Raw genomic sequence first — 13,287 nt, forward strand, 5'->3', positions numbered from 1 at the left:
TCACATGGTGAGCAGCATCGCCAGCATCCCGATGCCCATCGACAGGCGGCACGCGCGCGTGAGTTCAGGCCGGTCGGTCCAGCCCGTGCTTCTCGCGCCGGCCCCCGTGACCGGTACCAGCCGTACGCCCGACACCAGCACGTACGCCGTGAAGTACAGCAGCAGTGCGCCCGTGAGCAGCGGCACGCCCGCCGGGCCGTGCAGGTGCGCGTGCGGGGGAGCGGTCGCCATCACGAGCGCCATGTAGACCATCGCCGCCGAGCCGACGAGGTGGTGCAGGTGGTGCGGGTCGCGCCGGGCCGCCCACAGGGCGGGCAGCGCCGCCGCCCCGAAGACGGCCGCGTACCCGGGCCAGGCCCAGGCCGGCGGGGTGAACGCGGCGGGCGGCACCGCCATCGCGGCCATCCCGAACCCCATCAGCGCCTCACCGCCCGCCGACCGCCGCCGCCCGGTGTCGGCGGTGCGCATCCGCAGCACGCAGTAGGCGCCGGTCGCCGCGCACAGCGCCACCAGCAGCCAGCCGGGAGAAGCCGGTCCGTGCACGTGCACCTCCGGGCGTTTCTCTTGCGTCCCGTCGCAGGAATTTCTACCGGGGGAAGCTGCCCGAGCCAGGCGGCGCGCACGCGAGCGCAAAAGCGCACAAGGGGGCAGACGGGGGGGCGTGAAGGAACCTTCGGTGCCCAAGGCGGACATCCGGAGGTGATATTTCACGAGTAAAACACCTGCTAACTTGATAGCCATGTCCGTCCGTCGCCTCCCCCTCTCCGGTGTGCTCCGCCTGGGCCGCCCCTCCGACATCTGGTTCAAGCCCGCGCTCAGCGTGGTCGTCGCGACGGCCCCGCCGAACCTCACGCTGCTCGCCCTGGGCCGCCTCGACCTCGCGCTCTACACGATGGCCGGCTCCCTGTGCGCGCTCTACGCCCACAACCGCCCCTACGCCTCCCGCGCGCGGGCGCTCGCCGGGGTGATCCTCGGGATGACGGCCGGCCTCGGGGTCGCGCTCCTCGCGGCGTCCCTCACCACGGACGCCGTCGTCCTGGTGACGGTCGGCGCGCTCCTGGCGGCCGTACAGAAGACCCTGTGCGACGCCGGCCGCATCGGACCGCCCGGGCACATCGTCCTCACCTTCATCAGCTCCGGCGCGCTGTTCCTGCCGCAGACGCCCGTGCGGATACCCGGGCACCTGGGGCTGACGCTCGCGGCGGGGGCCTGGGCGTGGCTGGTGTGCATGGCGCCGGGGCTCACGCGCCCGCGCGGACCCGAACGGCGGTCCGTGGCACAGGCGTTGCGGGTGGCGGCGCGGACGACGGGCGCGGACCCGGCGGCACGGGCGCGCGCCGCCGCCGCGATCCAGACCGCCTGGCAGGCCCTGCTCTCGACGCCCCGCCCCGACCCGGCCCTGGAACACCTCCTGATCCGCGCGGAGGTCGCCCTGGCCGCCCCGACGGAGACCGACCCCGCCCAACTCATGTCCTGGGCAGCCGAGTTGCGTACGACGGGCCCGGTGCTGCAACCGCCCGCGCCGGCGTCGGACGACGCGGAACTCCTCGGCGTGACAGCCGAACTGGCCTCCCCTGTACGACGGTTGAGCCACCGCCTGAGCCAACTCGCGCCCCTCGCCGCCCGGACGGCACTGGGCTGCGCCCTCGCCGGATACGCCTCCCTCGCCCTCGGGATCGGCCGCCCCTACTGGGCGCTGGTGACCGCGGCCTCCCTGTACCAGGCGAACGTCACCCTCACCTGGAGCCGGGCCGTGCAGCGGGTCGTCGGAAACCTGGCCGGGGTCGCCGCCTTCGCCGTCCTCGCGCCGCTGACCCATCTCCACCCGGCGGTCATGGTGCTGTGCTGTCTCGCGCTGAGCTTCGGCGCCGAGGCGCTGATCAGCCGCAACTACTGGCTCGGCAGCGTCTGCGTGACCCCGATGGCCCTGCTGATCACCGAGTTCGCGCGCGTCCAGGACTCCGGGCAGCTGATCACCGAGCGGGTGGTGGACACGCTGGTCGGCGTGCTGGTCGGCTTCGCGGCGGCCGTGACCGTCACCAACCGCCGCGCGGGAACGGGCCTGGAGCGGGCCCTGACCCACACCGAACAGGCCCAGGCGCACGCGGCCCGCCTCCTGTCCGAACGCCGACCCCCGTCCGCCGCACTGGAGTCGGCGCGCCGCACCCTCGCCGCCGCCCTCGCGGACCTCCGCACCGCCGCCGACGCGGCGACCGGCGAGTGGTGGCAGCGCGCCCTCCCCCAGGAGCGGGTCGTCGCGGCCGAGCGAACCGGACACCGTACGCTCGCGACCACGGCCCGCCGCCAGGGACTCCTGCCGGGCCGGGACATGGACGTGGAGAGGGAGGACGCGGGCGGATGAGGGTGACGCGGGGACAGGGATGGGATGGGGACGGTGGATGGGGGGCGGGCGGGGGGCGGTCCGGGGTCGAGGGTGAGGGGAGTTGGGGCCGGGTGGCGGGCGGGGGGCTGTCTGAGGTCGGCGTCGAGGGTTGGGGCCGGGGGCTGGGCGGGGAGCGGTCTGGGGCTGGTGTCGAGGGTGACGGGAGCTGGGGCCGGGTGGCGGGCGGGCGTCGGCCTGAGGTGGGCGGGCGTCGGTCCGGGACCGCCGCCGCGAGCCGCGCAGCCGTCGATCCTGGCGCCGAGGGGCTTTCGTCGGCCTCTGGTGTCGAGCCGGCCGTCCGCCCCGAGGGTGCCGAGCCGTCCGTTCGCCCTGGCGCCGAGGGGATTTCGCCGGTCTCCGGTGTCGAGCCGGCTGCCCGTCCTGAGCGTGCCGAGCCGTCCGTTCGCCCCGGTGCCGAGGGGATTTCGCCGGTCTCCGGTGTCGAGTTGCCCGCCAGCCCCGAGGGTGCCGAGCCGTCCGTTCGCCCCGGTGCCGAGGGGATTCCGCCGACCTCCGGCGCCGAGTCGCCCACCAGCCCCGAGCGTGCCGAGCCGCCCGTCCGCCCCGAGCGTCCCGAGCCGCCCACCCGCCCCGGCGCCGCCGATCTCCCACCCCCCGCCCCCCGCGACACCGTCGCCTCCGTCGTCCGCCAATGGCAGTCCGTGCACCCCGAGTTGGACACCGGCCCCATGGAGATCATCGGCCGCGTCAACCGCTGCGCGGCCCTCCTCCAGCAGGCCGAGGACGCGCCGCTGCGGCGGGCGGGGCTCAGCCGGCCGGAGTTCGATCTGCTGGGGGCGCTGCGGCGGACCGGGCGCGAGCTGACCCCCGGTGAACTGGCCCGGGAGACCTTCTCGTCCGGGGCGGCCGTCACCAAACGCCTCAAGCAGCTCACCGAACGCGGACTCGTCCAGCGGCGCGGCGACGCGCGGGACCGGCGGGTCGCCCACGTCCGGCTCACCGACGCCGGCCGCGACCTCGTCGACGGCATCCTCCCCGACCAGCTCGCCTACGAACGCGCGGTCCTCTCCGCCCTCGACGGCGACCGCCAGGGCGAACTCGCCGGGCTGCTGGGGGAGTTGCTGGGGCGGCTGGAGGGGCATCTGCAAGGGGTACGGGTCTGAGGGCACCCGGAGTCCGGCCGGGGCCGCGGCCCCCGGAACGCTCGGGGTCGCCCAGGGCTGCCGTCCGGGGTTCGCCCAGGGCCCCCGTCCGGACCCCTCCCCAGGAACCCCACCCTTTTCTTCAGCCCCCGCACACCCGTTGACGTGACCCGCCACCCCTCCTTACGTTCGACCAGGCCGATTCGACGAACCGACCGATGTTCGACATGCCGGACAGTAATGCCCCCTCTGGAGGACCCCGTGGCACCCGAGACCCTGACCGTCGACCTCGGCGCCGACACCGGCCCCTTCCACGGCGGCGCGAGCGGCACGCTGTACGGCGTGTACGGCGACGGCGTCCCGAGCCGGAACCTGATCGAGGGGATCGCGCTGCGCACGGTCTCGACGAAGGCGCAGGACGGGGTCCAGCACCCGGGCGCCGACGCGCTGGAGATCCTGCCGTCGTTCGTCGCGGCGGGCGGCAAGGAGATCTACGTCTATGTCCCGGACATCTACCGGGGGTTCCCCTACGAGTGGCCCGGCGACACGGGCCCGGAGCGGCTGGCCGACCTCAAGGAGCGCGTCCGCCGCCAGGTCGAACTCGCCCTGACCGCAGGCCCGTTGCGCTCCCACCTCGTCTACGTCCCCTTCAACGAGCCCGAAGGGAACATGTTCGGCGACGGCGAGTTCAGCCACGATGGAGTCTCCTGGCGCACCCAGCCGGACGCCTTCTTCGCCGCCTGGCGCGAAGTCCACCACCTCATCAAGGAGTTGGACCCCGAGGCCCGCATCGCCGGACCCAACACCTGCCTCCTCTACGACGAGGTGAAGGACTTCCTGGAGTTCGCCGAGGCGCACGACGTGCTGCCCGACGTCGTCACCTGGCACGAGCTGTCCTCCCCCGGCGAGGTGCGCGGCGCGGTCGCCAAGTACCGCGCACTGGAACGGGAGTTGGGGATCGGCCCGCTGCCGGTCAACATCAACGAGTACGCCCACAACTACCACCTCTCCGTCCCCGGCCAGATGATCCAGTGGATCGCGGCGATCGAGGAGTCCAAGGTCGACGCCGACATGGCGTACTGGAACATCGCGGGCAACCTCAACGACTCGGCGGTGGGCGCCAACCGGGCCAACGGCCAATGGTGGCTCCTGCACGCCTACGGCACCCTCACCGGCGACACCGTCCAGGTCACCGCCCCGCACCCGGACGTCCAGTACACCCTCCAGGGCGTCGCCGTCCTGGACCGCGCACAGCGCCAGGCCCGCGTCCTGTTCGGCGGCTCGGGCGGCGCCGCCGAGATCGCCGTCACGAACGTCGACCCCGCCCTCTTCGGCGCGACGCTGCACGCCCGCCTGGAGGAGATCCCCTGGACCGGCCAACTGGGCCCGAGCGCACAGCCGTTGCGGCTCAAGGACTTCGAACTCCCGGTGACGGACGGCCAGGTGAGCGTCCCGCTGGCTGATCTCGACGAGATGTCCGCCTACCGGCTCACCCTCTCGCCCGGCGGCAACGGCGCCAACCTGCTGCCCCCGAGCGTCGGTTGGCGGAAGTCGTACGAGGCCGAGGACGCGGTCTACACCGGCGGCGGCTACGCGAAGAACGGGCCCGAAGGGTCGCCCGAGGACGTGGGGAAGTTCGCCACCTCCGGCGGCTACCACGTGGGCGGGCTGCGCACCGGCTCCGACGGGGTGCTCGCCTTCGACGTGGAGGTCCCGCGCGACGGCACGTACGAGGTGCGGATCTTCGCGAACTCGTACAACAAGGCCGACCTCGTCCGCGAACTCGGCCCCACCAACGTCTTCTTGAGGGCCGACGGCGGACAGGCGCGCGAGCTGCTGCTGCCCGTCGGCTACCAGTGGGCCGTCTGGGGCCACACCACCACCCGCGTCGAACTGACCGCCGGCCACCACACCCTCACCCTCGCCGCCCACGACCCCGAACTCGGCACCACCCGAGGCGACGCGGTGATCGACCGCCTCGATCTGGCCCTGAGTGAAGGGGAGTTCACCGCCGTCTACGACGCCGAGTACGCCGCCCTCGGCCCCGGCGCCCGCGTCGACTGCACCCGCCCCGGCGCCTCGGGACCCGGCGCGGCCGTGCTCGACGAGGGCGCGACCGCCACCTTCTGGGTGCACGCCGAGGAAGCGGGCGAGGTCGGCCTGAAGGTGGAGCAACTCGACGCCGGACACGGCACGTTGACCGTCAACGGCGAAGCAGTCGGCGACCTCGCTACCACCGCCGTCCACCTCTCCGCCGGCGTCAACCGCCTCACCGTCACGGCGACTTCGGACCGCCTCACCCTGGACCGCCTCCACATATCGTCAGCACAAGGCCAGTTGCCCACCACGACCTACCCCGCCGAGGACGGCACCCTCACCGGCACCGCCCGCGTGACCGGCGCCCACCCCTACGCCACCGGCGGCAAAGCGGTCGACGGCGTGGGCGGCGGACCCGGCAACTCCCTCACGCTCACCGTCACCGCCGACCGGGCCGGCCGGCACGCCCTGACCCTGCGCTACTCCAACGGCGAACAGGCGCCGTCCACCCACTACAACCCGGACCCCCTCTGCCGCCACGCCGACCTCTCGGTCAACGGCGAGACACCTCAGCGAATCCTCTTCCCGACCACCTTCCACTTCAACAACTTCGACGACCTGACCGTCCCGGTCACCCTGAACCGGGGCACCAACACCCTCACCTTCACGGCCGCCGAACTCCCCGACTACGACGGGCGGTCGTATAACACGTATGGCCAACGCTCGGCGTACGCACCCGTGTTGGACAACGTCACGGTGACACCGCTGTTCTGACGGACCGTCACCTCAGGTCCTGGTACACCCCGAACACGGCTCCCTGCGGGTCGCGCAGGATCGCGGTCGTACGCGGGGCCTCCTTCGGCACCCGCGCGGGCGGTGTCACGACGGTGCCGCCCGCGCCCGCCGTGGTGGCCGCCGCGTCGTCGGCGCCGGCCACCGCGAAGTACGGCCGCCAGTGCGCGGGGACGTCCGGCGGGTGGGAGTCGTCCATCGCGAACATGCCGCCGAAGTCCTCGCCGCCGACGCCCCACTGCGTGTAGTGCGCGGAGGGGCGTACGGTCCAGCCGAAGACGGTCGTGTAGAAGCGTTCGGCGCGGGCCGTGTCCCGGGTCAGCAGTTCGGCCCAGCCGAGCGAGCCGGGCGCGTTGAACACCCCGGCGCCCGGGAAGCCGCGCGCCTGCCACAGCTGGAAGACGGCGCCGCCCGGGTCGGCGACGACCGCGAACCGGCCGGCGTCGAGCACGTCCATCGGCCCGAGCAGCACCCTCCCGCCCGCCTCGCCGGCCAGCCGCGCGGTGACGTCCGCGTCCGACACCGCGAACGACACGCTCCAGGCGACCGGCTGCCCCGGCTGGTACAGCGACGTCAGCGCGGCCACGGGCACCTCGCCGAGGTACGCCGTCGTGTAACCGCCCGCCTCGGCGCGGGGATCCGTCTCGGTCCGCCACCCGAACAGGGCGCCGTAGAACCCCCTGGCCGCCTCAAGATCGCTGGTCCCCAGCTCGACCCAGCAGGGGCCACCGGGAACGGGCATGTCGAGCTTCATGACGCCGCCTTCCGTGGGGCCCCTTTCCGCGGGCCTTCGCAGCGCCGGGGTCTCGGGACTTCCGGGCCGTCGGAGCCGTCGGGCCCGGGAGCGGCGTGGATCCGGCGACACGGCGTTCACCTGCCAGGGGCCCTCCCCGCCACGCTAAGCCAGCCCCCGGGGCCCGGCCATCGGAGCCCGCTCCGGGCGCTCGGCGCCGGTTGTCCGAGCCCAGCCCCGGCGCCCACCCGTCCCGGCTCGTCGGCGCCCGGCCCCGCCCCTCAGATCCCCGGCCGGTACCGGATCGGATGATCCGCAGGCACCTCCACCAGCACGATCGGCGTCCCGTCCGGATCGGTGATCCACATCTCGATCAGCCCCCACGGCTCCCGCACCGGCTCCCGGGCGATCTCCACACCCTTCGCCGCCAGCTCCTCCCGGGCCGCCGCCGCGTCCGGGACCTGGAGCCACAGGCGGGTCTCCGGGTCGCGCGGGCTCTGGGCGCGGCCGGAGATCTCCAGGAAGCCGCCGCCGAGGAAGTAGACCGTGCCGCGCTCGGGTCCTGCGCCGAACTCGCGGTAGACGGCGAGGCCGAGCTGCTCGCCGTAGAAGGCGCGGGCCCGCTCGGGGTCGGCGGGGTGGAGGAGGATCCGGCTGCTCAATACATGCACCATGCGTCCGGAGCCTAGCGGGAGCGTTACCCTCGACGACGCGCCGGTCCCGCGAGCGGCCTCCGGCCCCACCAGCACCAGGGAACACAAGGAGCACCCTATGGAGACCGCCTCGACGGCCCCGACCGCCGTGACCGGCTTTGTATACCGCGCCGCCGCCGACGCCGACGTGGACGCGCTGGTCGCGCTCGTGGAGTCGGCGTACCGAGGGGACGCGAGCCGGGCCGGCTGGACCACCGAGGCGGACATCCTGGACGGCCGCCGCACGGACGCGGAGGCGGTGCGGGAGATCATGAAGTCGCCCGACGGCCGGGTCCTCGTCGCCGAGCGGGACGGCCGCGTCGTCGCCTGCTGCCAGCTCGAACACCGCGGCGACCACGCCTACTTCGGGATGTTCGCGGTGAGCCCGGCGCTCCAGGGCGAGGGCCTCGGCAAGCAGGTCATCGCCCGGGCCGAGCAGCACGCCCGCGAGACCTGGGGCGCCGCGGAGATGCGCATGACCGTGATCTCCGTACGCGAGGAACTGATCGCCTGGTACGAGCGGCGCGGCTACTCCCGTACCGGCGAGACGAGCCCCTTCCCGTACGGCGACGAGCGCTTCGGCGTGCCCCGCCGGGACGACCTGCGCTTCGAGGTGCTGGTAAAGCGCTTTAAGTAAGGGGCACAAGCCAGGGCGGGCGCCCCTTACCTCAACGCCCCTTACCGCAACGCCGCCACCCTGATCTCCGGATAGTCCGTCGTCACCCCGTCCAGCTCGAACGTCCGCGCCAGCCGCAGCTGATCCTGGGTGTTCACCACCCACGCGAACACCCGCAGATCATGCTTGCGGGCGTGCTCGACGGTCTCCAGGGTCAGCCGCCGGATGTTGAGGCACAGGGCCTGCGCGCCGACGTCCACCGCGCGGTCGGCGATGTCGGCGCCGTAGCGCCCGCCGATGAGGGCGGTGCGCACGCCGGGCACGAGCCGGGTGACCTCGGCGAGCGCCTGGTCGTGGAACGACGACACCTCGACCCGCTCCACGAGGTCCCGCGCCACCAGGAGGTCCGCCAGCGCCTGCGCCGCGTGGACGTCCTTGATCTCGGCCTGGAGCGGCGCGGAGACGGCGTCCAGGACCTCCTCGAAGGTCGGCACGCGCTCCCCGCGCCCGGCGTCCAGCGCGCGCAGCTCGGCGAGGGTGAGCTCGCCGATCGGCCCGGAGCCGTCCGTGGTGCGGTCCACGTCGGCGTCGTGCATCACCACCAGCGTCCCGTCGGCGCTCAGGTGCAGGTCCAGCTCGATCGCGTCGAAACCGGCCTCCTGCGCCGCGACGAAGGACCGCAGCGTGTTCTCGGGCTCGACCCCCATGATCCCGCGGTGCCCGATGGTCAGGAACTCCAAGGCGGCTCTCGCTTCCGTCGGCTCTCCGCAAAAGTGCGCTACCAGTGCGCTCCGCAGCCTAGCCCTCTTCACGCTCCGCTAGCGGAACTCTCCGCGCTTGGCATGTACGGCAGGAAAAAATTCGGTGACCATGGAGGCGCACAGGATAATTTCCCGAGGTAACCCTTGCTGGCGGAAACGCTGTATGCATACGGTGTCCTTACGCGAGGTTCTCCCGGGAAGGCTGGGGCATGACGGAAATTCTTGTGCGGGCGATGCCGGGAGAAAAGGATTCTCCTGAGGTCAGCGTGGTGGGCCACCCCGCCTGGCCGGTGCTGAAGGCGGCCGTGGAGCGGATCAGGCCGTGGCAGTCGGCCGACGGCTCGATCGACTTCGAGACGCCCGGCGCCCCGGCGCACGGCGCGGCCGAGGAGGCCGTACGGCAGGTGATCGCGGCGGTCGGCGAACTGTCGCCGCTGCTGCCGCACGACGCGGCCTACCACCGGGCCCTCGTCGAGGACCTGCGCGCCTGGGCCGAGGGCGGCTTCCCGGTGCCGGACTTCCTGGACTCGCTGCTGGCCTTCCAGCCCGCCGCCGACCGCCGCGACGGCCTCCAGCACCTCGTCGTGTTCCCCATGTACACGCAGAACGGCAACCCGGACCGCAACCTCGAAGCGGTCGTCCTGCGCATGGTCTGGCCCGACTGGCTCGCCGAACTGGAGCGCACGCGGTACGACAACCCGCTCTTCTGCGGCATCACGTTCGAGGACTTCACCCCCGGCTACGACACCAACTCGGCCGTCCTCTTCCCCGAGACCATCGCCGTCCGCGAGGCACCGGAACGTTTCTCCTGGGGCGGGATCTTCTGCGACCGCGAGGCCGCCCGCTTCCGCCGGGTGACCGAGGCCGCCGTCGCCGTCCTGGGCCTCCAGCTGCCCGAGGACATCGCCGCGATGATCCACGACCAGAAGCGCTGTGAGGAGGCCTTCGTCCTGTGGGACATGGTCCACGACCGCACCCACAGCCACGGCGACCTCCCCTTCGACCCGTTCATGATCAAGCAGCGCCAGCCGTTCTGGATGTACGGCCTGGAGGAGCTGCGCTGCGACCTCACCGCCTTCAAAGAGGCCGTGAAGCTCGACCGGGACGGCGTCCCGCAGGCCCGTGACGTCCAGTACGCGGTCCTCTTCGACCGCATGTTCCGCTTCCCCGTCACCGGCGAGCGCGTGCGCAACTACGACGGCCTCGGCGGCCAGCTCCTGTTCGCCTACCTCCACCAGCACGACGTCGTCCGCTGGACCGACAACAAGCTGCACATCGACTGGGACCGCGCCCCCCAGGTCACCAACCAGCTGTGCGCCGAGATCGAGAAGCTCTACAAGGACGGCATCGACCGCCCCAAGCTCGTCCACTGGTTCGCCGGGTACGACCTGGTCGCCCGGTATCTTTCCCCGCACCCGGGCTCCAAGTGGGCGAAGGGGCCCGGCGCCCTGGACCTCACGCAGCCGCCGCGCAAACTGGTGGACGACGTGCTCGCGGACGAGTTTCCGCTGAGCATGTTCTACGAGGCACTGTCGAAGAAGCTGAAGAACGTGATCGCCGAGACACGCGGCATCACGGCGGACGGCACGGAGCGAACGGCCGCGTGAGCGGTTCGATGCGGGAGGCGAAGACTATGGGCAACGGCGCTCTTGAGGGGGCCGTGATCGCGGTCGCCGGGGCGGGCGGTCCCGCGGGGCGGGCGGCGCTGGCCCGGCTGGCCGAGGCGGGCGCGGTCGTGGTCGGCGCGGACAACGACCCCGAGCGGCTGGCGGCGGCCGTCGACGCGGCGAAGTACGCGGCCGGCGGCGCGAGCGTCACCGGCGAGCCGGTGGACCTGCTGGACCTGGGCTCCACGCGCGCGTGGGCCGACCGGATCGAGAAGGAGTACGGCCGCGTCGACGGCCTGGTCCACCTCGTCGGCGGCTGGCGCGGCAGCGAGACGTTCACCAAGACCAGCCTGGACGACTGGGACTTCCTGGAGCTGCTGCTCGTCAAGACCGTCCAGCACACCTCCCTGGCCTTCCATGAGGCCCTCCAGCGCAGCGACCGTGGCCGCTACGTCCTGATCAGCGCGGCCGGCGCGACCGTACCGACCGCCGGGAACGCCGCCTACGCCGCGGGCAAGGCCGCGGCCGAGGCCTGGACGCTGGCGCTCGCCGACTACTTCCGCAAGGCCGGGGGCGAGGGCGGCCCGACGTCCGCGGCGGCCATCCTGGTGGTGAAGGCGTTGGTGCACGACGCGATGCGCGCCGAGCGCCCCAACGCGAAGTTCGCGGGCTTCACCGACGTACGGGACCTCGCCGAGGCGATCGCCGGAGTCTGGGACAAGTCCGCCGCAGAAGTGAACGGACAGCGCCTGTGGCTCACCGAGCAGCCGTGAACCCGCCGAAGACCGACGCACGCCGCCGTCACGACCCGAGGATCCGGGGCTTCGCCAGCGACAACTACGCGGGCGCCCACCCCGAGGTGATGGCCGCCCTGGCGCTCGCCAACGACGGCCACCAGGTCGCCTACGGGGAGGACGACTACACCGAGCACCTCCAGACGATCGTCCGCAGCCACTTCGGGCCCACCGCAGAGGCCTTCCCGGTGTTCAACGGGACCGGGGCGAACGTCCTCGCGCTCCAGGCGGTCACCGACCGCTGGGGCGCGGTGATCTGCGCGGAGAGCGCGCACATTAACGTCGACGAGGGCGGCGCCCCCGAGCGCATGGGCGGCCTCAAGCTGCTCACCGTCCCCACGCCCGACGGCAAGCTCACCCCTGAGCTGATCGACCGCCAGGCGTACGGCTGGGACGACGAGCACCGGGCGATGCCCCAGGTCGTCTCGATCACCCAGAGCACCGAACTCGGCACCGTCTACACCCCCGACGAGATCCGCGCGGTCTGCGACCACGCACACGCGCGCGGGATGCGCGTCCACCTGGACGGCTCGCGCATAGCCAACGCGGCGGCCTCCCTGGACGTCCCCATGCGGACGTTCACCAATGCCGTCGGCGTCGACATCCTCTCCCTGGGCGGCACGAAGAACGGCGCCCTCTTCGGGGAGGCGGTCGTGGTCATCGACCAGGACGCCGTCCGGCACATGAAGCACCTGCGGAAGCTGTCCATGCAGCTCGCCTCCAAGATGCGCTTCGTGTCGGTGCAGTTGGAGGCCCTGCTCGCCAAGGACCTGTGGCTGCGCAACGCCCGGCACGCCAACGAGATGGCCCAGCGGCTCGCCGAGGGTGTCCGCGCGGTGCACGGCGTCGAGGTCTTCCAGCCCGTCCAGGCGAACGGCGTCTTCGCCCGCCTGCCGCACGACGTGAGCGTCCGCCTCCAGAAGCGGTTCCGCTTCTACTTCTGGGACGAGGCGGCCGAGGAGGTGCGCTGGATGTGCTCCTTCGACACGACCGAGGACGACGTGGACGCGTTCGTGGCGGCACTGAAGGAAGAGATGGCACGCTGAGACGTGTCTGCATAAATATACGGCCACCCGGAAATTAATTGACCAATGGGTGGCCGTCTTCCTATGCTCTGCGCCCATGGAGCTGATCCAGGACACCCCCGACCTCTCCGCCTACCTGGCGTCCGACGAGGTGATCGACCATGACCACCCCGTGGTGCTGGGAACGGCGGCCCGCCTGGCCGAGGACGTGGCGGACTCGTATGCCTATGCACAGGCCGCCTACGAGTACGTCCGCGACCGGATCCCGCACTCCCAGGACGCCCAGGACCCCCGCGTCACCTGGCGTGCCTCCGACGTCCTCACCCAGGGCACCGGCATCTGCTACGCCAAGGCCCACGCCCTGGCCGCCCTCCTGCGCGCCGAGGACATCCCCACGGCCCTGTGCTACCAGCGCCTCCTGGACGACGACGGCACCACCCACGCCGTCCACGGCCTGGTCGCCGTCCGCTTCCACGGCGCCTGGCACCGCCAAGATCCCCGCGGCAACAAACCCGGGGTGGACGCCCAGTTCTCCCTGACCGGCGAACGGCTCGCCTGGCGGTCCGACGAGGAGGCGGGGGAGCTGGACTACCCGACGCTCCACACCCAGCCGCATCCGGCGGTGCTGAAGGCCCTCCAGGGGGCCGTGGACCGGCCGCACCTGTGGGAGACGCTGCCGACGGCCCTGTGAGCGTCAGCGGGCCGCACAGGCGCGCGTACGGTGCCCGGGGAGGCGGGGCGGGA

Annotated in this window: 12 protein-coding genes; 8 read left to right on the plus strand and 4 right to left on the minus strand. The window is 72.5% G+C overall.

Annotated elements, in window-relative coordinates; translation table 11 throughout:
* Window positions 1-543: a DUF5134 domain-containing protein gene (locus ACYUD3_RS23500; RefSeq protein ID WP_470973255.1), complete on the minus strand. Its 543-nt coding sequence runs from the start codon at window positions 541-543 to the stop codon at window positions 1-3.
* 196 nt (window positions 544-739) lie between these two features.
* Between ACYUD3_RS23500 and ACYUD3_RS23505 the strand changes: the two genes are divergently transcribed.
* The 3 genes from ACYUD3_RS23505 (at window position 740) to ACYUD3_RS23515 (ending at window position 6,297) form a co-directional block, all read left to right on the plus strand.
* The gene (locus ACYUD3_RS23505) at window positions 740-2,362 is read left to right on the plus strand and encodes an FUSC family protein (protein ID WP_470972980.1); all 1,623 of its coding nucleotides are present in this window, start codon (window positions 740-742) and stop codon (window positions 2,360-2,362) included.
* A 683-nt stretch (window positions 2,363-3,045) separates the two neighbouring features.
* Entirely contained in the window at window positions 3,046-3,507 is a 462-nt protein-coding gene (locus ACYUD3_RS23510; RefSeq protein WP_470973257.1) for a MarR family winged helix-turn-helix transcriptional regulator, read from the plus strand.
* 240 nt (window positions 3,508-3,747) lie between these two features.
* Window positions 3,748-6,297, plus strand: a complete 2,550-nt coding sequence (locus tag ACYUD3_RS23515; RefSeq protein WP_470972982.1) for a cellulosome protein — start codon at window positions 3,748-3,750, stop codon at window positions 6,295-6,297.
* A 7-nt stretch (window positions 6,298-6,304) separates the two neighbouring features.
* On the opposite strand, the gene ACYUD3_RS23520 is transcribed toward ACYUD3_RS23515, so the two are convergent.
* On the minus strand, window positions 6,305-7,069 hold the full coding sequence (locus tag ACYUD3_RS23520; protein ID WP_470972984.1) for a VOC family protein: 765 nt from the start codon (window positions 7,067-7,069) through the stop codon (window positions 6,305-6,307).
* A gap of 260 nt (window positions 7,070-7,329) precedes the next feature.
* The gene (locus tag ACYUD3_RS23525) at window positions 7,330-7,722 is read right to left on the minus strand and encodes a VOC family protein (protein WP_470972986.1); all 393 of its coding nucleotides are present in this window, start codon (window positions 7,720-7,722) and stop codon (window positions 7,330-7,332) included.
* Window positions 7,723-7,819: 97 nt separating this feature from the next.
* Between ACYUD3_RS23525 and ACYUD3_RS23530 the strand changes: the two genes are divergently transcribed.
* Window positions 7,820-8,377, plus strand: coding sequence for a GNAT family N-acetyltransferase (locus ACYUD3_RS23530; RefSeq protein ID WP_470972988.1), 558 nt, complete (start codon window positions 7,820-7,822; stop codon window positions 8,375-8,377).
* A 41-nt stretch (window positions 8,378-8,418) separates the two neighbouring features.
* On the opposite strand, the gene ACYUD3_RS23535 is transcribed toward ACYUD3_RS23530, so the two are convergent.
* Entirely contained in the window at window positions 8,419-9,096 is a 678-nt protein-coding gene (locus ACYUD3_RS23535) for a glycerophosphodiester phosphodiesterase (RefSeq protein ID WP_470972990.1), read from the minus strand.
* Window positions 9,097-9,326: 230 nt separating this feature from the next.
* Here ACYUD3_RS23535 and ACYUD3_RS23540 point away from each other — a divergent pair, with 230 nt between their 5' ends.
* The 4 genes from ACYUD3_RS23540 (at window position 9,327) to ACYUD3_RS23555 (ending at window position 13,234) form a co-directional block, all read left to right on the plus strand.
* Window positions 9,327-10,724, plus strand: coding sequence for a DUF6421 family protein (locus ACYUD3_RS23540; protein ID WP_470972992.1), 1,398 nt, complete (start codon window positions 9,327-9,329; stop codon window positions 10,722-10,724).
* Window positions 10,725-10,750: 26 nt separating this feature from the next.
* Complete coding sequence (locus ACYUD3_RS23545; protein WP_470973260.1) at window positions 10,751-11,497, plus strand: SDR family NAD(P)-dependent oxidoreductase; 747 nt, start codon at window positions 10,751-10,753, stop codon at window positions 11,495-11,497.
* Entirely contained in the window at window positions 11,494-12,564 is a 1,071-nt protein-coding gene (locus tag ACYUD3_RS23550; RefSeq protein ID WP_470972994.1) for a threonine aldolase family protein, read from the plus strand. Before ACYUD3_RS23545 ends, ACYUD3_RS23550 begins: the two co-directional genes overlap by 4 nt.
* 76 nt (window positions 12,565-12,640) lie before the next feature.
* Window positions 12,641-13,234, plus strand: coding sequence for a transglutaminase domain-containing protein (locus ACYUD3_RS23555; protein WP_470972996.1), 594 nt, complete (start codon window positions 12,641-12,643; stop codon window positions 13,232-13,234).
* Window positions 13,235-13,287 lie beyond the last annotated feature (53 nt).

This window comes from Streptomyces sp. AMJ-169, assembly GCF_055597585.1.

Bases quoted from the DNA above. Each gene is read 5' to 3' on its own strand.
- ACYUD3_RS23505 (WP_470972980.1), top strand. From the start codon at position 740: ATGTCCGTCCGTCGCCTCCCCCTCTCCGGTGTGCTCCGCCTGGGCCGC.
- ACYUD3_RS23555 (WP_470972996.1), top strand. From the start codon at position 12,641: ATGGAGCTGATCCAGGACACCCCCGACCTCTCCGCCTACCTGGCGTCC.
- ACYUD3_RS23520 (WP_470972984.1), bottom strand. From the start codon at position 7,069: ATGAAGCTCGACATGCCCGTTCCCGGTGGCCCCTGCTGGGTCGAGCTG.
- ACYUD3_RS23540 (WP_470972992.1), top strand. From the start codon at position 9,327: ATGACGGAAATTCTTGTGCGGGCGATGCCGGGAGAAAAGGATTCTCCT.
- ACYUD3_RS23530 (WP_470972988.1), top strand. From the start codon at position 7,820: ATGGAGACCGCCTCGACGGCCCCGACCGCCGTGACCGGCTTTGTATAC.
- ACYUD3_RS23545 (WP_470973260.1), top strand. From the start codon at position 10,751: ATGGGCAACGGCGCTCTTGAGGGGGCCGTGATCGCGGTCGCCGGGGCG.
- ACYUD3_RS23525 (WP_470972986.1), bottom strand. From the start codon at position 7,722: ATGGTGCATGTATTGAGCAGCCGGATCCTCCTCCACCCCGCCGACCCC.